The organism is Microcoleus sp. MON1_C1 (genome assembly GCF_036701945.1).
In the GTDB taxonomy this organism is placed as follows: domain Bacteria; phylum Cyanobacteriota; class Cyanobacteriia; order Cyanobacteriales; family Microcoleaceae; genus Microcoleus.
In genome coordinates this window covers 1-21,561 of record NZ_JAUBRO010000077.1, presented here as the reverse complement: position 1 = coordinate 21,561, position 21,561 = coordinate 1, and the positions used below count along the sequence as shown (strand labels likewise).

Below are 21,561 nucleotides of genomic sequence, written 5' to 3'. Positions count from 1 at the left end.
AAAATATCGCAGACGGAGTACATTTGGTGTTGGATTAGATGGAGAAAAGTGGGTTAATTATCTAGAACAATATTCTTTGGAGGTGGAACAGTTAATGAAGTTAACTCCTTCTCAACGCCGCTTTTATCAACAAGGTATGCGGGCTGCAACCCTTATACAGTCTATTTCGTAGACCTCTTGGTCACCCCCCCAGGGACTATCGGAAGCGTTTGCAAGCCCTACTTATTGTGGTTTGTTTTCAGACAATAATACTTGAAGATTTGCCGATTGAATGCGTTTTTTTAGCCACTGATTAAATAATTCTATTTCTAATGCTTGTTTGAGAGAATTATCTAATTGAGCCGGGATAATTTCCTCGACTTTTAATAAACAATACCGAGTCTCGATCACTAATGGACCCATAATCTGCCCTGCTGTACAATTTTCTAGGGATAGCGCAATTTCTTTGGGTAAATCCCCGCGAGAGACTGACCCTAATGCTCCCCCAATTACTGCGTCATCGACTATCGAGTATTCTTTTGCTAGTTGAAGGAAATCAACGGAACCCTTTTCCAATTTATCTTTTAAATCCTGTGCGACTTGAGAGCTATCAACAACGATACGAGATAAAACTAGCTTTTCTAAGTTTTTTCGCTGTTCTAAGAAATAACTTTCTAGTTGGGGTTCGGTGATATTTGTTTTACAAGTTTCTATTTGGATAAGAAATTTCATTTTCTCTCGGAAGTCATGATAAGTTAAGCCCTGGCTCGTCAACCAAGTTTGAAATTTATCGATAGTTGTCAATCCCTGTTGCATTCGCAATTCTAGAATAAACTGCTCTAATACCTCTAAACTGGGTTCTGCAATCGCCCGTTCTCTAACTTCTTTCTCAAGCAAATATTGTCTAGTAATTTCCAATAGAAATTTGGGTAGTTCTCCTGAATTTTTTAGATAGGCTAATCCTCGTTCGATGGAAATAATTTCACCATCAATTTCTAGTAAACCACTATCCACAGATTGCACAGAACGATCCAATTCAGGGAAAGGAAATACAGATTGATTTGTACCTTCTAAGGGTGCAAAAGGAATATTGTCCATAATTTTTTCCGAGTAAAATTAATTAGAAATGTGGGGGAAAATCCCCCAGAGAGTAAATTAAGCTTTGGCTTGAGCGAAGGCTTTGAATGCTTTTTGTTTCTCAAGGTTTGGATTATTACTACCAACTGCGTTGAGAATGGCAACCAGGGCGTTTTGCTTCGATTCGTCAAAGTCTAAGGTCTTATTGATTTTGCTAATCGCATCACCAATCTGCACAAATTGCGCCGCTCCACGAGAATCAACCGCACCTACCAGTTGCACGATCGCATCAGTATATTTTTTCTCTTGTAGCTTTTTGAATGCGCCAACTAAAGCCATACCTTGCTGACCAAAGCCCGCAAGCTCGAAACCTTTCCCTAGAGCATCCTCGTAGTTTTCTTTCCAGACATCTTTAACAAGAGCTACAAGGGTATCGACTTGAGCGTCTTTCAGTCCGGAAAAAGTTTTCAGGCGGTTTTTCGCCTCACCCTGTAAATATTGCTCGATGAAACCTGCGCTACTCTTCGGATCATCGATCACTTTCCAGATATCAGTAGCCCAAACTTTCACATCCTGCTGTTTATTTTTATCGATATCTACGGCGGCGATGATAATGTTAGCAGCAGCACCAGCGAATTTACTTTTATCGCCCTTTGCATTGAAGAGATCGTAAGCTCCCTCAACCCAGTTTTTCCCATTACGCACATCGATCGCTTCTAGTACAGAACCCATCGCGTTGACGTAGAAAGGATCTGGATCTTTATTCACTTCTTTGGCCTGTAGTGCATCTTTAAGGGAAAAGGCTGCGTCAATCCAATCGGAAGCATTCTGCACTTTTACGAGGGAAAGTACACCGGAAATCAACCGCTTTGTTCCTGTCTCGACGTTAGACGCGAAATCTTTACCCGCTCTGGCGAGGTCGTAAGCCAGGTTAGCAGCTTTGGCAACATAACTCACTATCGGAATATTATAGTGACCGATAATGTTCAAAACTGCTTGAATTTGGTCATCATCGCTATATTTATCCACTCCCCCGATCCCATCAAGAGCGGCTTGTGCTGTTTTCATACTGATTCCGGTGGTCTTGAGAGCTTGAGCCGCAGTACTGGTGACAGCATTAGAGGAGAGAAACCGTTGAGACTGATTTTTTAGAAAATCCACTGAGAAACCGAATGCTCCTAAAACTGTTTCCCCTGCATCTTCCCATTTGCCCTTAATAGCTAATTTTCCTGCCTCAACGATTTGACCAAGGGAACTACTTTTAAAGGATTGCTTGAGATCGCCCCAGGCTTTTGTGTACTCTCCTTCTAGAACATTGATAATCGCACCCCCCAATTTAGCATAGGAATTATCAACGCTACCGAGGATATTTTCGATCATCGGACTCCATTTTTCTTTCCAGAGCTGCTCTAAATTCAGGCTTGAGGTACTAAGGGGTTTTAATCCCAGGGCGATCAAATTGGGCCCTTTGTCTAAAATTCCTAAGGCTTCCTTGACAACGGGATCAATTAACTTATCGTTGACGAAAGCCTTGGCAGATTCGTATTTGTTCTTGAGATCCTGGTAACGACGACGGGTGATATCGTCGATACTTCCCGGATTTTTCAAGATAGCATCAATATCTTTCAATGACTGCTCAATACCCAATACCTCTTTATCGAGTTGTTGGGCAACATTTTGAGTATCTTGCCAGATCGATTTGGCTTTATCTGTCACCGTCGCTTCAAATTTTGAGAAACCATCAGAAATTTTCTGATCCAAAGTTGAATACGACTTTTGTACTGTGTTTTTAAAAGCATCAATAACCGAGGTTGGGGAAAAGCGTCGTCCCAAATCCCCGATGATGCTTGACACGCGGCTATTAGCGGTTGTTTCTAGAGAATTAAGTCTCGAACTGGCGCTGTTAAAGTCGGTCAACGTTGGCAAGGAGTTTTTAGCGGTATTAAACGCGCTATTGACGTAACCGGATAAAGAGCGATCGAGGGAAGTTAATTGACCTGCTATCGAATTCCAGCTACCTCTCGCAAAATTAGTAAATTCATTCGATAGTAAATTTTTTGCTGCCTTAATAGCCGGAGCGATCGGATCGTCGATCCCACTGAGGAATTTATTCCGAATCGAAGAAGGAACCCAATTCGGTAAAATGCTATTGGCTAGGGAAGTTATGGCTTTAGTAGCATTTCCTCCCGCGCCATCTATCGATCTTGTCACCGAATCAATCAAACCGTTCGCTCGGTTGTTGATGCCAGAGATCGCGCCGTTTACCTGGTTAAAAATCCCTCTGACCCGACTATTCGCCGTATTCCACAAACCGTTTAAATCGAACTGATTTAAAATCCTGTTTGCCGAACTCGTCAAGCTATCGACGGTAGCCCGGAGCGGTTGCAGGATTCGAGTTGGTAAGCCCACAGAAGATTGGAGAATACCCGATATTTCGGCAGTCAAGCGATCGCCTAAAGAGAGAATTTGTTTATCAAGAGCAGCAATCTGTTTGTAGCCATCTGCAATTGATGAGGTTTTTCCAGAGAAGACATCGCCAGCTTGAAAGTCAAAATTTCTAACGAAACTCTCTACTGATTTCCCTATTTCCGCGAACTGCTTGTTAAATTTATCGCTACTTGATTGCAGATTCGCACTTAAGGTATTGACATTTGGCAGCAAGCTATCGACTGATGGAAGAGATGGTATTTGCCGAACCAACCCGGAGACATTAGATTTTAAAGTAGCGATCGGCGAACTAAAGACATCATTAAATAAATTATCTAATTGACCACGAGCGCCATTTAGCCGCCCCGTGTACCCGCTAATTTCATTCTTTAATCCGCTAATTCCCGAATTACGAACTAGGGCGGTTAGATTCCCTAATTTTTTTTCTACCTCCTTTTTGCCTGAATTAATCCATCCACTGAGTTGTTTTTCCGCTTCTGCCAACGGGTTAAAAACATCAACAACTTTGTTAACAACTTTCTTGAAGAAATTGCTTGCTTGCTCACTGGCGAGCGCTCCATCGTTCCCATACCATCTTTCTGTTTCCAGGATCAGCGATCGACTTCCCGTATCGCTAACAAAGTCGCGAAGCGTAGGCGTGATTCTTCTGCCTAAATCCAGTGCTGTCTGGGTATCGAGTAGCCCGAAACCGCTTTCCGCATCCCATCCTGACTTACCAATATCCTTAGCACTATGCTTAATAATATCAAGGACTTGACCATAATTCAGATCGGGTTTAGCTTCCCAAATCAGCGAAATCGCCCCTGTAACTTTAGCAGTGGCGATGGATGTCCCTGAAACCTCAGTAATCCCATCACTATTAAGGGTACTCAGGGAGAAAACAGGATTTTCGATTGTTCCGCCAGGGGCGAGAATATCGAGAGATTGACCGTAATTTGAATAATTCGCCCGTCCGTAGCCATCAGCAGCCCCGACGGTAATGATATTGTCAAATAACCGTGAAGCTTGTCCTAAAGCGGACATTTGCTCAAGCCCGCTATTTCCTGCCGCAGCTACGATAATTACTTGATTGCGTCGGGCATAATCTAAAGCGGCTAATTCTGCTGAGGTTAGTTGAGTACGAGGTGTAATGCTACCATCAGGATTAATTTGGGTTAAATCGAAACTGAGGTTGATAACGGCATTTTTCTGACCAAGTGCTTTGGCTTGATCTACAAATTCGATCAGCGAATCTGCCCATTTTCCACTACCGATCGCTCGACTTAACCAAATCTTAGCTCGATCATTAATTCCATCAATCCCCAGATTGTTGTTTCGAGTTGCACCGATAATTCCTAAAATACTTGTTCCATGTTCACTCTCACTCGCTACTGAGGAGAGGGGATTACGATCATTGTCGATGCGATCGCTACCCAAAATCAAATTGTCATAGTTCAGATCGGGATGAAAAGCACTAAAGCCAGAATCAATAATCCCAATCAAAGGATCAGCACCCTTAGCCACTCGCTCAGACCAATCTCTAGAAGCCTTTAAAGAAGTTTCTATACCCCCAGCAAAACCCTCTGATGACGGAGAAAAATTTAATAAATCTCCTTGCTGCGGCATCATCATCTGACTGCCAACTTGCGACAGCATAGGAAAAGGGGAATCAGGTAAAAGCCAGTTTAAGTGATTAAGCGGGTTTTCAGAAACATTAACCAAAGGATTATTTACTGCTGATAAATTGATATCCATTGACAAATTCACTCTCCGTTTAATCAAATTTTGTACAGGACTTACGCAAGTGGCACAACCTAAGATTGCGATCGCGTCGGCAAGGCGGAGCCGGGGAGCAGGCGCTACATAGTTGATCAGAGCACGAACGCTTTTACTTTTCGCGATCGCACCCGATCGTGAAACCGTCCCGGCACTGCGCCGTCGAGGCAAGCGCGATTGTTGTCAGGCTTTTCCATGAGGAAAGGCGTTGGCTGTTGAAGGGGGTAAATAAGCAGTCGTACAGAAACTTACGTTGTTTACCAAGCTTGAAAAAATGGTTTGTTGAAATCTTTTGTAACTCTGCTTGATTTTGGATCATTTATTTGTTGCAACACTCTTATCTAAATAGATAGGGGTAGTGTTAAGAGTACCTATCTCGGAGTGAGCAGGACAACCAAACGGGGGATTGTTCCTAGAAAAAATCACACAATTTATTTAGACGCGCTATATTGCCTTTGTGTGGGTGGAGCGCTCGCTTTGACTTGGAAGACCGCTAACTGCACCCGCTCTTCTCCGATTTCTTTAAGCACCTTTCAAAAAGTTGGCTCAGTAGGAAATTTCTTGCCGGACGCTGCTATTGCATCCATACGTCCGCTGTTGAATACCTTGGGAGCAGTAATACTCGGATTTTTCGAGCTACTACCCTCTATAGACTCAATTTAATCTTTTTGCAACCTTTATTCCTCAGTTTGTTTATTGGTCATCTATCTCTAGACATACTTAGCTTAATTCTTTAGAGAGATGCCTGTCAAGGGAAATCAATAAAACTTGTGTAAAGAAAACGTCATGGAAGGCAAAAATTCAACATTTCCTGGTTTGGGCCTGAGTAACTTAGAAATAGGTTGAGAAGAAATGCCCCAATTTACATTCACTTCGAGAGCAAATAGTTCTTGAGATAATTAGTACATCCTTATATCTCTCCGTCCATAGGGGATTTACTGATATAAAAATGATGTACGCACTATTCTGTAAATTACGAGCTAAACAATAGCCGTAATTTCACGCTCGACGTGTGATCGCGGCCACTGTGAATAGGTCAGTAATTAAGTAGAAGCCCCTTTTCTAGCGTTAAACCCTGATTATAACTGTATCGTTCAAGAGCTATAAAAGTCTATTAATTACTTCCACAGCTTTTGAGACGCATCTTATCTCTATAAGATTTCTTCTCCCCCGCCTTTGTAAGTCGGAAAAGTCGGATCGTAAAGTCGGAAAAGTCGGATCTTGCATAATCTATCGAGCTCAGCTTAGGTTAATATCGACAAAAAAATAGTTGCACGCTAGATCACAGCTTGTCTCTTAGTAGCCTGATTTCTCTAATTTCCTAACTTTTCCTTTTGCTAGTGGGACTTAAACAAATTTTCACAGTTAATAGCGTTAAAACCCTTGCTAGACAAAGAAAATACGTCAAAGGGGATAAAATAACCTGAAGGCCCTACCTCTCAAAGATTAAGGAAAGCTTTGTTTTGCCTGAAAACTTGTTGGTTAAGTCCCGTTAGCATGAAAAAGCGATCGCCACCCTCGGAGTACAGCGATCGCACAATATCAAGAGAATCCTTACCCCTAAGCCTCTTCTTTCAACCCATCCTCCAGTAACATCCGCACTCTGGTCCACTTTCTTGCGCCCCGTCTTTGTGGCTAACATCGACAGTTTACGGTGCAGAGTTTCGGACATATCCACGGTAAACCTGACCGTGGCTTCTTTATCCGGTGCTTGCAGTTTACTCATAAGGCTAGGCTCCTTTGATTGGATGGAAACTGGTTGTGGTGCAGAGGCTTCCGGCTTCGGTGGTGTAGCGACTGGCAATGCAATTTCCGGTGGTGGTGTTGCGGGCAATGCAGCTTCTGGTGTTAGCGATGCTGTGGGCGTTGGTGCTGACGATACAAGTTCTGGTGGTGTTGGCGATGCAGCTTCCTTTGTACCGAAAACAAACTCTTCCATCGCACTGCCCAGCGGTTTGCGTTTCTTGGTACTCATTTCAACACTCCCATGATTTCCTTAAACAGTCGGCTGTACTCTTTGCCAGAATATGAGGCAGGTTGACCGCCCAAATCCCACACCGTAGCTGCTTGACCCGAAGAATCAGCAATCACTTGTTTTTGGTGAATGACTGGTTTGATCACTTTAATGGTGGGTGTAAGTTTTCCCAACAACTCCATTGCTTCGGTTTTGAGCTTTGTGCCCTTCACCGCACGGCAAGCGAAACATCACTGCTTGGGGCGGGCCTTGTCTTACTGATTGAGCTTGTTTAATGAGTTTCACCGCCTCGGCGGCTGATTGTACGTCGATACCACTTGAATGAATTCCAGTCCAACAACACCCTATTTGTAAACTCCAATTCCTTTTCCCTCATGCGTTACAGCGTCATCGCCACAAAATTAGAGACATTGAGGGCAGGCAAAAACACGCCCCTAATCAACGAATTACTGATCCAAGCCAGTAAAAACATTCAAAACATCCCATCAAGCATTTCGGTAACGTCTTGCTGGTCGCGCCCCCGGTTATCGTCATATATCATGAGCGTATTTAAATTCCTGTGCCTGCTGAGTTTCTGAACCTTCCGCACATCCCCGTCTGTTGCGTCCAGTGCCGCCGTGATAGCTGAGTGTCGGATGCGGTGAGGGGACATCTGTTTTTTAATACCAGCCTTTTCGCTGTGACGGACAACCATCTTGCAGATACCATCACCGCTAAGTCTGTGCCCGCTGTGAGCGGAGTCAAGTGCTATAAAAAGCGGGCTATCGTGCGAGAAACTTCCCCTTTCCTCCAACCAATCGGCGATCGCCTGCACTGTCGCACCACCCAAATCGATCATCTCAGCTTGCGTACCCCGTCCCTTGCCAAGAATTCGCAAAGTCTTACCGGCCGGGTCAAAGTCACAAACACTCAACTGGCTGATTTCGTTGCGACGCAAAGCATTACCCCACAGCAAGCGCAACAAAGCATAATCACGCTTCCCGGCTAGTGTTGTCAGATCGCACTGCTGCAAAATTCGCTCAAAAGTTGGTCGGTCAACCCCGGTTGTATCTCGGTAGCCGACAATTTTCTCCCCCTTGATATCCTCCAAACTGTAATGGCACGCACCGAGCTTACGGCCCATTTCCACCAGACTTTTGACAGCCGCCAGCCGTCGATTAACAGTCGCTTCCTTAAGTCCCTTGTCGATCAGCTTAGCTTTGTACTTCAACACCACCGACACCGCTTGACGTTCCTCAAGATGCAAAAACTCCAAAACGTTATCAGGCACGGCGGGCGTCCCTGTCATAGTTACCAAAAAGTCATTGACATCACGCTCGTAGGCGCGGCGGGTATTTTCGGAGCGCTTCTCGGCGAGTAATTGTTTGAGCACGTCAGGGTCAGTATCTAAAGTGTCGAAATATCTCTCAATTTTGGCATCGAGGGAAGCTTCAAGGCGGGCGATCGACAGTTCTGCTTTCATGATTTTTGCTATTGATAAACCGAATTTACGATGGCATGGGGGTAAAAATGCGCCCGCCCAAGGTGGACGGGGCTGTGGTGTCTAAGCAGCTCTGTGTTTTAGTATCGCTTGTTGCGCCAAAGCTGTCGCTTGATTTTCTGATTCCAGAATCAAGACCGGAATGTTCTCGCCGGCCCGCTAGGTTGAGTCGCCGTGCCAGCACGGAGGCGTGAAACTGAAAATGTCCGCTAACAATTTTGTACCCGCTACTGTCGCGCACCACCACGGGGGGAATTATGAACCCACCGATCGCGAGACTCAGCTCCCCAGCGATTTCGAGCTCGTTCTCATCAAAGTTATGGGCTGGCACATCTGATGTGATGCGCTTGACCGAGACTAACGAGAGCATCAATTTCTTGGCGGAGACTGGTTCTAAGCGATTGTTGCCTGAAATCGGAACAGTCGAAACTTTCTTAACTGGCACTGGTTGCACGCGGCCGCGCCCATTATCACCTCGATTCGGTGGCTGCTCGTCGTTTGTCCCGATAGCAACTGGTGTGGCTGTTTCCGTTTTAGTGGCTGCGGGTGCGATTGTTTCTGTGGCGATTGGATATTCTTCGGTTGCGTCGGTGTGGGCTATCGGCGTTTCGACTTCGGCGACGTCTGGGACGGCAGCTTTCTCGACCTCGGCTTCCGCTTTAGCAAGTGCTTCAAAACAAGACACCGTGGCTGTCCAATGCCCTCTCTTTACATCAGAGGCGGTTTGACTAACGGAGCAGCAGTATCTGTTGTCTTCGATTTGTCTTGAGAATGGACATTGAGCACAGGTGAACGTGGCGGGGGCGGAATCGTCGATCGTTGTGGCTGTAGCAGTTTCGGTTAAAATCATGTCCGTCCTACCTTTGGGGCTAATCCACCGCCCTCTGTGTCCAAACTTGAGGCGGTGGTTTTTACTTGTCTTACCTGTTAGTCTTACATTATGCAAAGTAAGACTAACGTCAAGAGGTAGTAAGACAAATAGTTAGACAAAATAAGATAAACGTAAGGCAAGTGTAAGACCGAGTTAGGTTATGGTCTTACACTCTTGCCTTAGTTGTAAATCTGGGTTAGGCGGTGGCATCCCAGATATCGGACTCTGTGACGATTTTCTTTAACCTCGCAGCGATGTTAACCCGGTTGCCCCGCGCGTCCGCTCCTTTGGCTTTAGCAAGCTTACGAATGTCAGCGAGTGACATTTTGTTGAGTAGCGTTTCGATGTTTGCTGCTGCTGTTTTGACCGCTGGCTCGATCAGCTCATCGGCGGCAGGTGTATCCGTGGTGACTTCGACATCAATTACGCTTGTCAGTATTTGGCGCGACTGGTGCGAACGGTGCTGTGGGTGCAGTCGGTTCCGGCTCGATCGGCTGCGTCGGTGCAGTGTCGGCTGGCTCAAGAATGCCGATCGCGTCGGTGGCAAGCAAACTTGACTACCAGTGCATCTTTGAATGTATCGACTTGAGACGGATCGACGTGGTGCAACATCATCAGCGCCGTGTCAACTTGGGAGAGCGGACTGGCAAGCTTGCTCGACTGATTGTAGTTGCTGTTGGTGTTCTTGGAGTTCGCTGAGCTTGGTTTGTAAGGCTGCAATCTGGGCGTTAGTCGTTTCGATTGCTGAAGCGATTTGGTTGAATTTGGCGGCGAGTAATTGCATGGTTTTTCCTGTGGTGTGATGTGGCTGTAGTGCTTGCCGTATATGGGTTTGTTCGAGGTGTCTTACTTTAGTGTCTTACATAATAGCCAGCCGTTAGACAGATGTCAAGCGTTTGTAAGACTAATTTGTTAGACATAAGTAGGGTGTATGACAAATAACCGTATGACAGATTTTGCTTATATGTCATACAAACAGCGACTGATGTTATACAATACTGTCATACATATATGACCGAGGTAAGACAATGGCTTCGACATCGTTAACTTTTCGCTGTCCAGATGAAATGTTGGAGGCGATCGACAATCTAGGGAAAGAGCGTTATCCGGCGGCGAATACTAAACACGGGTGCGATCGCTCTAAGACTTTGATCGACATTATGCGGGCGGGCATCGAGGCGCTATCTGATGGATCTGTTGTCTTACCCGCACCCGCAGAAGTCAGACAACACCCGTCTGAAGTAAGACAAAATTTGTCAGACAGCCTGTTAGAAGCGCGTATTACAGAAATTGTTGAGCGTAAGACAGAACGATTACAAACAGCGCTGGCAGAATTGAGTGAACTGGTGGGGGAGTCAGTCGCCTAAGAGAAAACAACGACAGCGAATCTCTTAGGCAACAACTCGCGCAAAAACAAGAACAACTAGCAATAACCACACAGGAATTTGAAGAGGCTAAAACTAATAATCAAAGGTGGAGGGACGCTTTCACGGAATTGGAGGGGGAAAGGGATAATCTTGAATGGAAAGTAGGGGCGCTTCGCGATGAAAACCAGCGATTACAGACTGACATACGAAACTTGCAGCAAGAACCGAAGGAAACCGACGCCGACTTTGCCAAGCTCCAAGAATCAAGTGCCTTAGTAATCAACAATCTTCGCGAAGACCTGCGAGTATTGCAATCGCGCCTTGCAGAAGAAAGGGTAGAGCGAGAAAGTCTGCAAAAACAATTGGATAATGGAGCCGAACAGAATCCAGCCTCTGCTAACACACAGCAACCAGCGACAGAACTGGGATTACCAGAGGCCGCCGACTTGCTCAACCAGTTGAAAGCCGAGCGAAAAAAATCAACCACAACGCTCGCAGATGTTGAGACAATCTTAGAAATTCTTGGGAGTGATGAGGAAATTTGATTTTACTTGGATTGAGGATGAAGCCCAGAGAGCGCAATTGATGGCACTCTGGGCAGCGGGCGATAGAAGTGCTTATTTCAAGCTGCACGATGCTATGTACCTTAAGCAATTAGGGATTGAAGCATTCCCTACAATTTCTCATCAGCTTAACCCTAATGAGGATTACTACCGTGATGAGAGCTATCAAAGTAAGGATTCCTATCTTCCTGGATAATCAAGAAGTTCTGAGACGACACATCCCAGGATATTAGGAACTTTCCCCGGTAAATACCGGGTTTTTTTCGCTCGTTAGCTATCCGATCGCCCGATCGCCCCGAAACAAAAAAACCCGGCATAAGGTCGGGTTTTTTGTTTGGGTATTGGTAATTGGTAATTGGCAATTGGTTTTCATCCTTTTGCCCCATACCCGCAGTATAGCGGCTCTAGGAGTTTTGGCGAAAGGCTTCACCGGCCGCGCGCAAGTCAAGCAATTCATCAACTTTGTCCTTGGCGTTTTTTGGGATTCCATCTCCTGTCACGAGATATCCATAAGTTGTGCAGAAAATTTGCCACTGGCCCTGGCGATCGACCAGACAGAAAAAACTCCTATAAAAAAAGACAGAATCGAGCGTACTCATGTTTTGTGTTTTGTGATTGGTTATTGGTTATTAGTTACCACTGATTAGGTTGCGCTACGCTGTCAAATCACTTCTGGCAACGTAGCGCTCGGTTATATGGCTAGCTGTAACGCTTGGTTGTGGGTAGTCGCCAGCAAGCGCGGGGAGAATCAGCAGATGAGCCAAGTCAGCTTTGCCAGACTCGAAAGCCGGAGAGCCACCCATCAACTGTGCCAAGCGTCCGACTTGCGTAACGGCGGCCCTCGAATCCGATTTCGTAGCTTTGACCGTCGGCGCCGCCTTCCTCCCAGTCAGACAATTCCTTGACGTAAGACGGGATTGAGCGGACTGTCTGACAGTCGATCCATTTTGTAAAACGATTGCCTGGGTCTACCGCAAGCACTGGACGTATTACGGCTCTAGGTGGCTGAATTCCGCCACCAATGGTGTGGGTATATGCAATTATCATGGTTCGGGTTCCCTTATGGGGTAAGAGTTTGAGACGATTTTCGAGCCAGTTTTTGAGCAACCGCGCGGGAGTACACTTGAAGCTGTTTTATGGCCTGAATTGGCTCTATTGCGTCCATGAGTGTTATATTGGTATATAGCTTCAGAAGCTATAAAATAACTTATAAATTCTTCTGAAATTTGGTTATGAGGATAGCTTGTGAGGTTTACTAAAGATATCTGATATCTTCGGAGCTTATGGGAGTTACTAAAAAAGCCAAGGTTACGTTCACTTGCGAACCAAACCTTAAGGACGATCTAGAAGAATGGGCGCGATCTGAAAGTCGCACTTTGTCAAATTTGGTAGAAATGTTGATTCGACAGGCTTATGAAGAACGCTCTAGTTCTACCGATCGCCTGTCCGATCGCACCGACGGCCCACAGCCAACCGCAGCAAAGCCAGCAACAGCAGCGAAAGCTAAGGGGGGTAAGGCAAGTAAAGGTGCTAGTTGATGTCTAGCAAGTATTTAGCAAGTATCTAGCAAATGTCTAGCAAAGGAAACAGGCAACCATGATCCAAACCCAAACCAAGACAGTCACATTTGATGAGTTCGTCGCTTGGTATCCAGAAAACTCAGTTAATAAATACGAATTACATAACGGAGTTATTGTCGAAATGTCCAAAGGAACTGGCGACCATTCGGCTGTAGCCGGGTTTATTTCCGGCGAAGTGTATTTAGAAATTCGGCAGCAACAACTGCCCTACCTAGTGCCGAGAGAGTACACAGTTAAGTCTGTCAGTGACAAGTCTGGCTATTGCCCAGATGTCATCGTCCTAGATTTACCCGCGCTCGAAAGTGAACCACGCTGGAAAAAAGAATCCATTATCACGATGGGCGCTTCTGTACGACTGGCTGTAGAGGTCGTTAGCACTAATTGGCAAGATGATTACTTGGTTAAAGTAGCTGAGTACGAAATATTAGGTATCTCGGAATATTGGGTTGTGGATTATGCTGCTTTGGGCGGCAGGCGCTTCATTGGCAATCCGAAACAACCTACTATCTCGGTTTACCAGTTGGTTGACGGCGAGTATCAAATCAGCCAGTTTCGGGGAGATGACCGAGTTGAGTCTCTAGCGTTCCCAGAATTGAGGTTGACAGCCGAACAGATTTTTCGCGCCGGCTTGCCACCAACCGAACCGAGCTAGAGACTGGGCTGATCGCCCTTGGGGATTTGTGGCGGTGCAGGAGATCGGCGGTGTGGGGAGGTGGGGAGTTACAGGCGATCGGCTTGAATTTACTTGAGTTTTATTTGAATTTACTTGTTTTTAATGGTTCAAGCTGCCGTTTTTTTTGCATAAAATATACCACTTTGCGTAAAGTGGTAAATAAGCCGAAATTGCTCCTCTACCATCGAGCGTCCCGTACTTTTACTCAAATTCTCGAACCATTTTTGCGTTTGCGAATGCTAATATTTGATTCGTGCTTTTAACACACCTAAACTGTTTATGCAAGAACTTTTTAAAGTTCTTGGGCGATCGAGCCAGTAAGGTTTGCACCTGTTTTACGACAAAATACAGAGTTCGATCGCAACTGACTTTCAGGTGCTAGAATCTATTTACTTGCTGATCGATTATTAAGGCAAACCGTATGCTCTATTCGGAAAACAAAGTACAAGTTGCAGTTTGGCTGCAACCAGAAGTTGTCGCCAACTGCGATACCTATGCCGAATATTTTTCCCAGTCTCGCTCTGGCTTTATCAATGAAGCTTTAAAACTTTACATTCGGCACGCCGAAAAACATTGCCAGTTGCTAGCAGAAAACGGAGAGAACGGCACTAATTCACACGAACATAACGAAAAAGCGCTGGCAGCGTAACACTTCCAGCGCTTTTTACGATTTTTAATACACCCTAACTTTGTCTCGAAAAACCGCCAAGCTTTTGTACAGACAAAGTTAGGAATCACACCGCAATAAAGGGCGGCTTATTCCAATATTATGTCACACCTGGTTTCAAGAAACACGCGCCCCATTGGCGGCGTGACGGTTGGTGCTACCTTGCTGGGTAGCCTTCGTGCTAGCTCGCTTCCTAGCTGTAGCGGTTCGATCGCACGTTCACAGAATTCTGACACTACCCATAGAGTTAAAAAGTCTTCAAACCTAGGCTGTAACTCAATTTTACCAGGTTTAGGTAATTTTAGGCAAGGTTTGAGCAAGTCTAATAAAATCTTGACCAAGTTTAGAGAAGTTTCCGCACCCACCTTTGAAGCGATCGGGGGTGCGGTGTAATGAGTACGACACAATCCATACGACATATCGACCGCAAGCAAGCCCGGCAGCATTTGGCAGCATTGGGTTACAAAGGAGGCGACAAAGTTTTTCTGCGGGCCTTCTTCCCCGATACAGATCCACGCAAAGCCGAAGACAAGGGCCGGAAGGCAGAATCAACCAGCCTTGACCAATTAATCACACAGGCTACCAACTTTCAAGCGGACGGCCGGGGAATTTATTTTGTGGTAAATGGCGGCGGACACAAAAACGACGATGTTAGCACCGGACGCGCCATATTTTACGAACACGACAACCTAGACAAGGCTGCTCAGATTGAATTGTGGAAAGGCTTAGGATTGCCAGAGCCATCCTTACAAATTGATACCGGGGGTAAATCCATTCATTCGTATTGGATTTTTGTCACACCCATTGCTATCGAAAAATGGCTACCACTTCAAGCCGAGTTACTTGAGTTTGCTGACGCCGATCGCTCGATCAAAAATCCCAGCCGGGTGATGCGCTTAGCGGGGGCATGGCACTCAAGCGGTAATCAATCATTGATTATGAACAACTCCGGCAAGCGCTACACATACGATGAACTGAGGACGATCATCCCAACACCAACAAAACCAGAAGCGACACTTTTTCAGCCAAAACCGCAAGCGCAAGTATTTTCCGTACCGGAGAAGCCTGATTGCTACGAAAATGTGAAGCTGCCAGTACCGATGCCAGTGCCGCTATTATGTGCCCTGGGCAAGACAAACAAGGGATTCTTGCAAGGCGTTTCAACCCAGCGCAATACTTCAATGACCAGCCTCGCCAGAGACTTGATCGGGACTGCTAACGATTTTGCGAAACTGGGGCAAGCCACCAGCGACGACGCTTACACCCTTTTCATTGAGGCTTGTCGGCGCTGCTCATCTGGTGGCGGATGGGATGAGAAGGAATGGAACCAAATCTGGAAATCAGCAGAAGGTTCAAACCCATCAGCAAGCATTGATAAAGCATCTCCTGATGCTGTAGAAAACTGCATAAAAAGCTGGTACTGGCAGGAATTTGGAGATAAAGACCGCAGCAAGCGATCGAGCAACAAGCCATCAATCAACACTAAGCTTTCTATGCGGGACGCAGCAGAGCAAGCGCGGGAAATACTGCGATCGGAACGTGACGAGCTCACCACCAATATCAAACTTGAAGAAGTGCGGCAGAAGGCAGGAATGGGCGATTATGCTTGGGAGAACAAGATTATCAAGCCCCTAAAACGAGATATGGACGCAGAGCGATTCAGGCTCGAACTTCTTGCCTTACTTCAAATGGAAGACCCAGTAGAGCGGTGCCGCCAAATCGCCCTACTGGCTCCTAAATACAGTATGGGTGCGGGGACAATCAAGGAAGCAATGGCCGCAATGAAACAGCGGACACAAGCGCCAACAGTGCAAGTTCTGACTCTTGAGGAGTTGTTTGATTCTGAGTCGGAAGCAATGGACTGGCTCGTTTCTGGTTTGCTTCCAGTTGGTGAAACAGTGCTGTTGTGTGCGTTGCCAAAAGTCGGCAAAAGCAAACTGGCGATTGATTTAGCGTTTTCAGTAGCTACAGGAGAATCTCGCTTTTTGGGGCAAAGAACCAAACAAGGCAGAGTGCTCTTAATTACGCCTGACGCATCCAGCCAATCACTCAAACAAGAGCTAACAAAACGGGGATTCCGCAAACAAGACACAGCAAACCTACACGTCATTCCTCGCTGGAATATTGACCAAATGGCAGTGCTAGAGGCAGAGTTGGAGAATTTTCGCCCTGACTTGGTAGTAATAGATTCCCTTAAGAAAATTACCGCTGGCAAGGAAATTAGCGAGAATAGCGCCGAGTTTGCCGACAACATCATTGCGCTGAACGATATGCTATCTCGCTACCGCGTGGCCGGCATTTTGGTACACCACGCCAACAAAGGCAACGACGCAATCGGAGTTGAGCGGGCCCGAGGATCAACGGCGATAGTGGGTGCTTGCTGGGGAACTTGGATGCTCGATCGAATTCCTAAACCAGACCCCAATAACAAGAAAAAACTCATTCACGACCCCAAGTGTCCAAAACGGATTTTTACCGCAACAAACCGAGATTCTGAAGGGACAACACTAAATATCGAATTCAACACCGAGAACAATTCATGGGATTTCATAAGCGAAGTTGGAATGGATGAGGAAGAGGCAGCGCAACAGCAAACTCACCGAGACAGAATCCTTAATGTCTTGCAAGCAAACTCACAAAAACCGCTTTCTGGCCCTGAAATTATGGAATTGTTGGGCGTTACTCGCGAACAGCGTGGCTCAATTTACAGCGAGCTGGGGCGGATGGAGAACAAACGGCTAATAAGCAGCAAACCCGCCCCCGGCGACAAACGATTTAACCTCTACTTTCTGCCCAATTTTGAAGCAACCGAGATAATTGACACTGTGACAGTTGCTAGAAAAATTTCACTACCCCCTCCCCCCCCCACACCCACAGTACCAGTTGCTAACTATTCTTTTGAAAGCCATGCAATGTATGGATTAGAAAATAGTCAGCAGAATAGTCAGCAGATAGTTAGCAAAAATTCAGAGTGTGACAGTTATAAAATCGCTGAAACTCCCTTTGCCAAAAGCATTAACCGGATAGTCAGCAACCTCCCACTGTCACAGGGGGGGGAGGGGGTAAAATGCACTTCTGATACAGAAACTGTCACAGAAAAAAATGTGGAACTGTCACACCAAATTCCCATCGTCCCCTCGGAACCGGAAGCTCAGCCAACAGCGCCAACAGTCGCGCCGCCAGAGTCGGTAGCAGAACCACCGCCACCGATCACCCTGCTAGTCGAAAAAGTAAAAGCTGCAAAAACTTGGGCTGAGGTTGAAGCCGTGTGGAATGGTAATGCGGAGCTTAAAAACCAAATAAAAAGTCAACTCCCGGACACAGAACTTAAAAGAGTTGGCAAGCTGTACAAAAAAGCCCAATCAGAGCCGGCCACATCGGAACTAGCATCAGAACCGGAGCCACCGACCGAAACTGAACGCCAGGAGTTTCAGGAATTACTAGCGCCACCGCCCGCCGCCCGCGAGTTTGCCAAGCGCATTGAGGAGGCCATCGGCTACCAGTCACCGGCTGTAGCTTCAGCCATTAATGGAGATTTGAACGAGGCGATCGACGCTGGCGAATTGGTAACGGCGGATGTGGTGGTGGTTGTGGGCGATCGGCACTTCCTAGAGTTTCAGGAATTGGTCGCGCGTTGCCCAAAATATTTTACTGACCTCCCCGCACCGTCGATCGAAGCCGCCACCAAAAAAATTAGCTGATTTTTTGTGTGCCCTCAAGTCAGGCAAGTGCCGTATAAAATCAGGCGTTTGCTGTACAAAATCAGTGAGATACAGGTATTTGCAGGGGCTGCAACCTGTATTTACCTGAAAATATCCTGCTTTCCGTCTGCAATTTCCTGCCAAATTACTGCCTTTTTGTGCTGTTCGTGTCTTGACCTGTTGGGACTGGTTATAGTTGTTCTTTCTCGGTAGCAAGCAATGTTTTTGTGATCACAAACTCTGACTAATTCGTGCAGAAGCAAAAACAATGCACCCTTATGAATGGGGAATCTTAGGTATCAAGGCGCTTGATTTTTACCCGATATTCGGCTGTGCCGATTGCTCACATTGCTCTTGCTGTTGTGGCGGTTTTTGTGGAGGCGATCGACGCGAGCAAGCTTACCTCAGCGGATGTTCTGGCGATAGTCGGGGCGGCAGAATTTGCTCGGTTTGAGCGGCTTATGAGTTTTCAGGGGACATCATGAAAAGACATAATTTTGCATGAAATTGCATAATTTTGTATATTGGAAAACTGATGAAAGCACATAAAAATTTATGAAAACTCATGAAAACTCATAGCCGATCGGCCTTGATTAATCCCCGGTAGTTGGTAGGAAATTGCGCTTATTTTGATTTTTAAGTCCGGTTGCCCGCAACTCCCCAGCAAATCTGGGACTGGGTTCGATTAAGATTATTCCCAATTCAAAATCCAAACTCCAAAATCCAAAATCTAAAATCCGTGACGCGAGCCTGCAAAACGGGCGATCGACTTGATGCGATAGCTCGATCACGAGCTAGTTTATTTTCGGTTTACCAGTAGATAAACCGCGCTTTATCTTGGTTTAGGTTGACTCTTCTTGACTTATTCTGATTTTCTTGACTTATTCTGATTTTCTTGACTTATTTTGATTTCTTGGTTTAGGTTGATTTTTCTTGACTTATTGTGATTTTTCTTGACTTATAGACCTCATCGCCCGATCGCGTGAGGTTTGCAAAGCTTCGTTGAACAAAAGCTCGATTTCCTCTTGCGTGAATATCTTGGCCTGCCCGTGCCGTTCTATCTTTATGCTTGGTGTATACTCAAGCCCGGATAGCCTATATGGTGGCAGTCCGGGTTTTTCTGTCTTAACCCGTTGAGGGAAAGTTATACGAGCGCGTTTTCTGATCTCAAATTCAAAAATTATGGATAAATATTATAGATAAATCTGTTGTGCTGGGTTGGGGCTCATTTGGTTTCTAAGATGCCTACTGCACCGTTGTTTCAAAAAGACGCTCAACTTCTAAAAGCTAGAGAGTCGAATAATAACAAGAAATCTTCTGAAGTTCGTAACCAGGAATATTGACTAGAGTCCGAAATCACGGCGATGATGAACGCAGCCAGGGCGGGTAGATGGGGGCATCGTGAAATGACATTCTATGGACACGAAAAACAGGGACTTTGTGGCGTATGTCGGCTCAATGCCTAATTAATACGTCCGAGCGTCTAGCCACAACAAGAAAGTGATATCGGCTAGCTTCATCTTGCCAGCCAGCCGTAGCCCAATATTTTCTCTGTTTACAGTCATTATTATCCCACTCTCAACTGTGTTACTCCATTGGTCTGGAATATTTTTCAACGCGGTAGCGAGCAGGATCAAGCCGAGTGCATTCAGAACCATCACAATCAATACGGTTCAGTTAAGGCTATGCAGTGCTTAAAACAATAAAAACAGGAGGAGTCATTATGATTCCAGTACCTCTGTGTTTAACTTGTTTAGACCGAAACTTTGAAACAGGTTTTTTCACGACTCTGGGGTTGTTTCTCTGAACCCTTTTAGGTAGAACTTGATCGAGAATCTCCCAAGTTAACCAATTAAAAAAAAGGGAAGTTCCTGTGGTTGTAACCGCTGGAATTTTGGCAGAACACGACGAATAACTCGTAATGTTCCACTAAAAGAAAGACGCAATGGTGAAACACCTGCACTGCTTGCTGCTTGAAAAATTAATAACCGTACAGCCCAATGTCCTAGTAGTAAACCATAAATTTCTTGTACCACCTTCTTTGGCTTTTGAGAACGAATATGAGTTTTTCGTCCTAATAAATGTACTTTCATTTCATCAATCGTATTCTCGACTTCCCAACGTTGATGATATTCACAAGCCAATAGGTGCGCTGGAAATTTTTTAGCCTCCAACAAGCTCGTAATTAAACGATATCTAATTTGTGCTTCTGGGCGTTCGGAATGCTCAATGGTGTACTCAATTACTCTTACCTGTATTGGCTTAAATCCTTTTTTTCTTAATTTGCTTGATGGGTTTACCCAACTCACATATGAACCATCTTCTAATTGTGTCTCGTTTAAGAATTTAACGTTGCATGGAATTCGCCCCAAATACTCACAACCTTTGCTGACTGCGGCTTCTACCATCGCATAAGAATGTAACCCTCTATCCCACATCAATAGCATTCCCGGCGTTACTGAGCGTAACAACTTTAACGCTCTTACTCTTTCTCCTGTTTTATATGGACACATTAAGGCATCAAATATTAAATGTGTTCCTGCCTCTAATAAAATAACTAATCTAGCTTTCGGGAACGCTGCTCTTGTACCTGGACGACTTCCCGGACGACCAAAAACTCGGGCATTTTCATCACTATCTGGAATATCTAAGCAGGTTCCATCTATCACTACGACCCTGAGTTCGTTGATAAAAGCTCCTACTGTTTCAACTGTAGCCATTGGTCGCACTAATGAATGAAACAACTGTCTCATCACGCCTGCTCCTAATCTTTGTCTGGCTTGAGTAATTGCTGATTTACAGGGAAACCGCCAATATTTACCAATTTTTACCCATGCTTCATTAAGACCATCAATTAAATTTTTTAAGACATCCCGCATTGAATCTTTCGACCACAGACTCATGGCAATTACCAGGCACACTACCAGTTGTGCTGGTAGGGCGCGCTGACGTTTTTCTTCAACATTTGTTTTCGCAATAGCTTGTTCAATTGCACTGGCTGGAATTGCTATCTCTATGGCCTTGAATATCTCCTTACTTGGGATTTTGGGAGATAAAAAGTGAGAATTCTTTGAGATGCACCTTACTTGCTCTCCTTTTTTGAACACCATACCTAATTTACCACTATTTAAGCCTTAACTGAACCGTATTGGCTTATAAGCAGCGAATGGGCATTGAAGAAATGTTCCGAGACTGTAAAACAGGAGGCTACGATCTTGAAGGAACAAGCCTCAAAGGGAACCGACTTATTAACATGATTCTGCTCATGACACTAACGTACAGTTCAGCAATATTTCAAGGTAATGAACTGAAGAAAAAGCAGGTACAAGAATATGTATCTCGTCGCACAGAACCCAAGAAAAAATATCGCAGACGGAGTACATTTGGTGTTGGATTAGATGGAGAAAAGTGGGTTAATTATCTAG

Annotated in this window: 20 protein-coding genes and 1 pseudogene; 11 read left to right on the top strand and 10 right to left on the bottom strand. The window is 45.4% G+C overall.

From position 1 onward, the window contains the following. Positions 1–222: 222 nt before the first annotated feature. The 8 genes from QUA62_RS27155 to QUA62_RS27120 form a co-directional block, all read right to left on the bottom strand. Complete coding sequence (locus QUA62_RS27155; protein ID WP_333407959.1) at positions 223–1,077, bottom strand: peptidyl-prolyl cis-trans isomerase; 855 nt, start codon at positions 1,075–1,077, stop codon at positions 223–225. A 57-nt stretch (positions 1,078–1,134) separates the two neighbouring features. Then, the gene (locus tag QUA62_RS27150) at positions 1,135–5,238 is read right to left on the bottom strand and encodes a S8/S53 family peptidase (RefSeq protein WP_333407958.1); all 4,104 of its coding nucleotides are present in this window, start codon (positions 5,236–5,238) and stop codon (positions 1,135–1,137) included. A gap of 1,513 nt (positions 5,239–6,751) precedes the next feature. Further along, positions 6,752–7,234: a hypothetical protein gene (locus tag QUA62_RS27145; RefSeq protein ID WP_333407957.1), complete on the bottom strand. Its 483-nt coding sequence runs from the start codon at positions 7,232–7,234 to the stop codon at positions 6,752–6,754. Continuing rightward, positions 7,231–7,446: a hypothetical protein gene (locus tag QUA62_RS27140; RefSeq protein ID WP_333259194.1), complete on the bottom strand. Its 216-nt coding sequence runs from the start codon at positions 7,444–7,446 to the stop codon at positions 7,231–7,233. Before QUA62_RS27140 ends, QUA62_RS27145 begins: the two co-directional genes overlap by 4 nt. A 260-nt stretch (positions 7,447–7,706) precedes the next feature. Then, complete coding sequence (locus tag QUA62_RS27135; protein WP_333407956.1) at positions 7,707–8,696, bottom strand: tyrosine-type recombinase/integrase; 990 nt, start codon at positions 8,694–8,696, stop codon at positions 7,707–7,709. A gap of 25 nt (positions 8,697–8,721) precedes the next feature. Continuing rightward, positions 8,722–9,564 (bottom strand): hypothetical protein, encoded by an 843-nt coding sequence (locus tag QUA62_RS27130; RefSeq protein WP_333407955.1) that lies wholly within the window; start codon positions 9,562–9,564, stop codon positions 8,722–8,724. A gap of 217 nt (positions 9,565–9,781) precedes the next feature. After that, positions 9,782–10,132, bottom strand: coding sequence for a hypothetical protein (locus QUA62_RS27125; RefSeq protein WP_333407954.1), 351 nt, complete (start codon positions 10,130–10,132; stop codon positions 9,782–9,784). 78 nt (positions 10,133–10,210) lie between these two features. Continuing rightward, positions 10,211–10,369: a hypothetical protein gene (locus tag QUA62_RS27120; RefSeq protein WP_333407953.1), complete on the bottom strand. Its 159-nt coding sequence runs from the start codon at positions 10,367–10,369 to the stop codon at positions 10,211–10,213. A gap of 244 nt (positions 10,370–10,613) precedes the next feature. Between QUA62_RS27120 and QUA62_RS27115 the strand changes: the two genes are divergently transcribed. The 4 genes from QUA62_RS27115 (at position 10,614) to QUA62_RS27100 (ending at position 12,162) form a co-directional block, all read left to right on the top strand. Continuing rightward, the gene (locus QUA62_RS27115) at positions 10,614–10,952 is read left to right on the top strand and encodes a hypothetical protein (protein WP_333407952.1); all 339 of its coding nucleotides are present in this window, start codon (positions 10,614–10,616) and stop codon (positions 10,950–10,952) included. 212 nt (positions 10,953–11,164) lie between these two features. Continuing rightward, positions 11,165–11,497 (top strand): hypothetical protein, encoded by a 333-nt coding sequence (locus tag QUA62_RS27110; protein ID WP_333407951.1) that lies wholly within the window; start codon positions 11,165–11,167, stop codon positions 11,495–11,497. Further along, positions 11,481–11,711 carry a hypothetical protein gene (locus tag QUA62_RS27105; protein WP_333407950.1) on the top strand — a complete coding sequence of 77 codons (231 nt, stop codon included), beginning with the start codon at positions 11,481–11,483 and terminating at the stop codon, positions 11,709–11,711. The genes QUA62_RS27110 and QUA62_RS27105 overlap by 17 nt, the downstream gene beginning before the upstream one ends. A 166-nt stretch (positions 11,712–11,877) precedes the next feature. Next, positions 11,878–12,162, top strand: a complete 285-nt coding sequence (locus tag QUA62_RS27100) for a hypothetical protein (protein ID WP_333407948.1) — start codon at positions 11,878–11,880, stop codon at positions 12,160–12,162. Positions 12,163–12,280: 118 nt separating this feature from the next. Here QUA62_RS27100 and QUA62_RS27095 read toward each other — a convergent pair whose 3' ends face one another. Then, positions 12,281–12,562, bottom strand: a complete 282-nt coding sequence (locus QUA62_RS27095; RefSeq protein WP_333407946.1) for a hypothetical protein — start codon at positions 12,560–12,562, stop codon at positions 12,281–12,283. Between the two features lie 236 nt (positions 12,563–12,798). Between QUA62_RS27095 and QUA62_RS27090 the strand changes: the two genes are divergently transcribed. The 6 genes from QUA62_RS27090 to QUA62_RS27065 all read left to right on the top strand — a co-directional run bounded on the left by QUA62_RS27090 (position 12,799) and on the right by QUA62_RS27065 (position 18,621). After that, entirely contained in the window at positions 12,799–13,053 is a 255-nt protein-coding gene (locus QUA62_RS27090) for a ribbon-helix-helix domain-containing protein (RefSeq protein WP_333407944.1), read from the top strand. 58 nt (positions 13,054–13,111) lie between these two features. Then, positions 13,112–13,747 carry a Uma2 family endonuclease gene (locus tag QUA62_RS27085; protein ID WP_333407942.1) on the top strand — a complete coding sequence of 212 codons (636 nt, stop codon included), beginning with the start codon at positions 13,112–13,114 and terminating at the stop codon, positions 13,745–13,747. Positions 13,748–14,189: 442 nt separating this feature from the next. Then, a complete protein-coding gene (locus tag QUA62_RS27080) occupies positions 14,190–14,417 on the top strand; it encodes a hypothetical protein (protein ID WP_333407940.1) in 228 nt (75 codons plus the stop codon). A gap of 120 nt (positions 14,418–14,537) precedes the next feature. Further along, positions 14,538–14,828: a hypothetical protein gene (locus QUA62_RS27075; RefSeq protein WP_333407938.1), complete on the top strand. Its 291-nt coding sequence runs from the start codon at positions 14,538–14,540 to the stop codon at positions 14,826–14,828. Then, positions 14,828–18,136, top strand: a complete 3,309-nt coding sequence (locus tag QUA62_RS27070) for an AAA family ATPase (protein ID WP_333407936.1) — start codon at positions 14,828–14,830, stop codon at positions 18,134–18,136. The genes QUA62_RS27075 and QUA62_RS27070 overlap by 1 nt, the downstream gene beginning before the upstream one ends. Positions 18,137–18,468: 332 nt before the next feature. Beyond that, positions 18,469–18,621 carry a hypothetical protein gene (locus QUA62_RS27065; RefSeq protein ID WP_333407934.1) on the top strand — a complete coding sequence of 51 codons (153 nt, stop codon included), beginning with the start codon at positions 18,469–18,471 and terminating at the stop codon, positions 18,619–18,621. Between the two features lie 1,359 nt (positions 18,622–19,980). Here QUA62_RS27065 and QUA62_RS27060 read toward each other — a convergent pair. Next, positions 19,981–21,246: an IS4 family transposase gene (locus tag QUA62_RS27060; protein WP_333407931.1), complete on the bottom strand. Its 1,266-nt coding sequence runs from the start codon at positions 21,244–21,246 to the stop codon at positions 19,981–19,983. 56 nt (positions 21,247–21,302) lie between these two features. Here QUA62_RS27060 and QUA62_RS27055 point away from each other — a divergent pair. Then, positions 21,303–21,561: pseudogene (locus QUA62_RS27055) on the top strand (IS4 family transposase); the annotation flags it as partial.

Coding starts and splice junctions, on each gene's coding strand:
- QUA62_RS27060 (WP_333407931.1), bottom strand. CDS start 21,246: ATGGTGTTCAAAAAAGGAGAGCAAGTAAGGTGCATCTCAAAGAATTCT.
- QUA62_RS27080 (WP_333407940.1), top strand. CDS start 14,190: ATGCTCTATTCGGAAAACAAAGTACAAGTTGCAGTTTGGCTGCAACCA.
- QUA62_RS27155 (WP_333407959.1), bottom strand. CDS start 1,077: ATGGACAATATTCCTTTTGCACCCTTAGAAGGTACAAATCAATCTGTA.
- QUA62_RS27120 (WP_333407953.1), bottom strand. CDS start 10,369: ATGCAATTACTCGCCGCCAAATTCAACCAAATCGCTTCAGCAATCGAA.
- QUA62_RS27070 (WP_333407936.1), top strand. CDS start 14,828: ATGAGTACGACACAATCCATACGACATATCGACCGCAAGCAAGCCCGG.
- QUA62_RS27095 (WP_333407946.1), bottom strand. CDS start 12,562: ATGATAATTGCATATACCCACACCATTGGTGGCGGAATTCAGCCACCT.
- QUA62_RS27130 (WP_333407955.1), bottom strand. CDS start 9,564: ATGATTTTAACCGAAACTGCTACAGCCACAACGATCGACGATTCCGCC.
- QUA62_RS27090 (WP_333407944.1), top strand. CDS start 12,799: ATGGGAGTTACTAAAAAAGCCAAGGTTACGTTCACTTGCGAACCAAAC.
- QUA62_RS27145 (WP_333407957.1), bottom strand. CDS start 7,234: ATGAGTACCAAGAAACGCAAACCGCTGGGCAGTGCGATGGAAGAGTTT.
- QUA62_RS27085 (WP_333407942.1), top strand. CDS start 13,112: ATGATCCAAACCCAAACCAAGACAGTCACATTTGATGAGTTCGTCGCT.
- QUA62_RS27150 (WP_333407958.1), bottom strand. CDS start 5,238: ATGGATATCAATTTATCAGCAGTAAATAATCCTTTGGTTAATGTTTCT.
- QUA62_RS27115 (WP_333407952.1), top strand. CDS start 10,614: ATGGCTTCGACATCGTTAACTTTTCGCTGTCCAGATGAAATGTTGGAG.
- QUA62_RS27135 (WP_333407956.1), bottom strand. CDS start 8,696: ATGAAAGCAGAACTGTCGATCGCCCGCCTTGAAGCTTCCCTCGATGCC.
- QUA62_RS27075 (WP_333407938.1), top strand. CDS start 14,538: ATGTCACACCTGGTTTCAAGAAACACGCGCCCCATTGGCGGCGTGACG.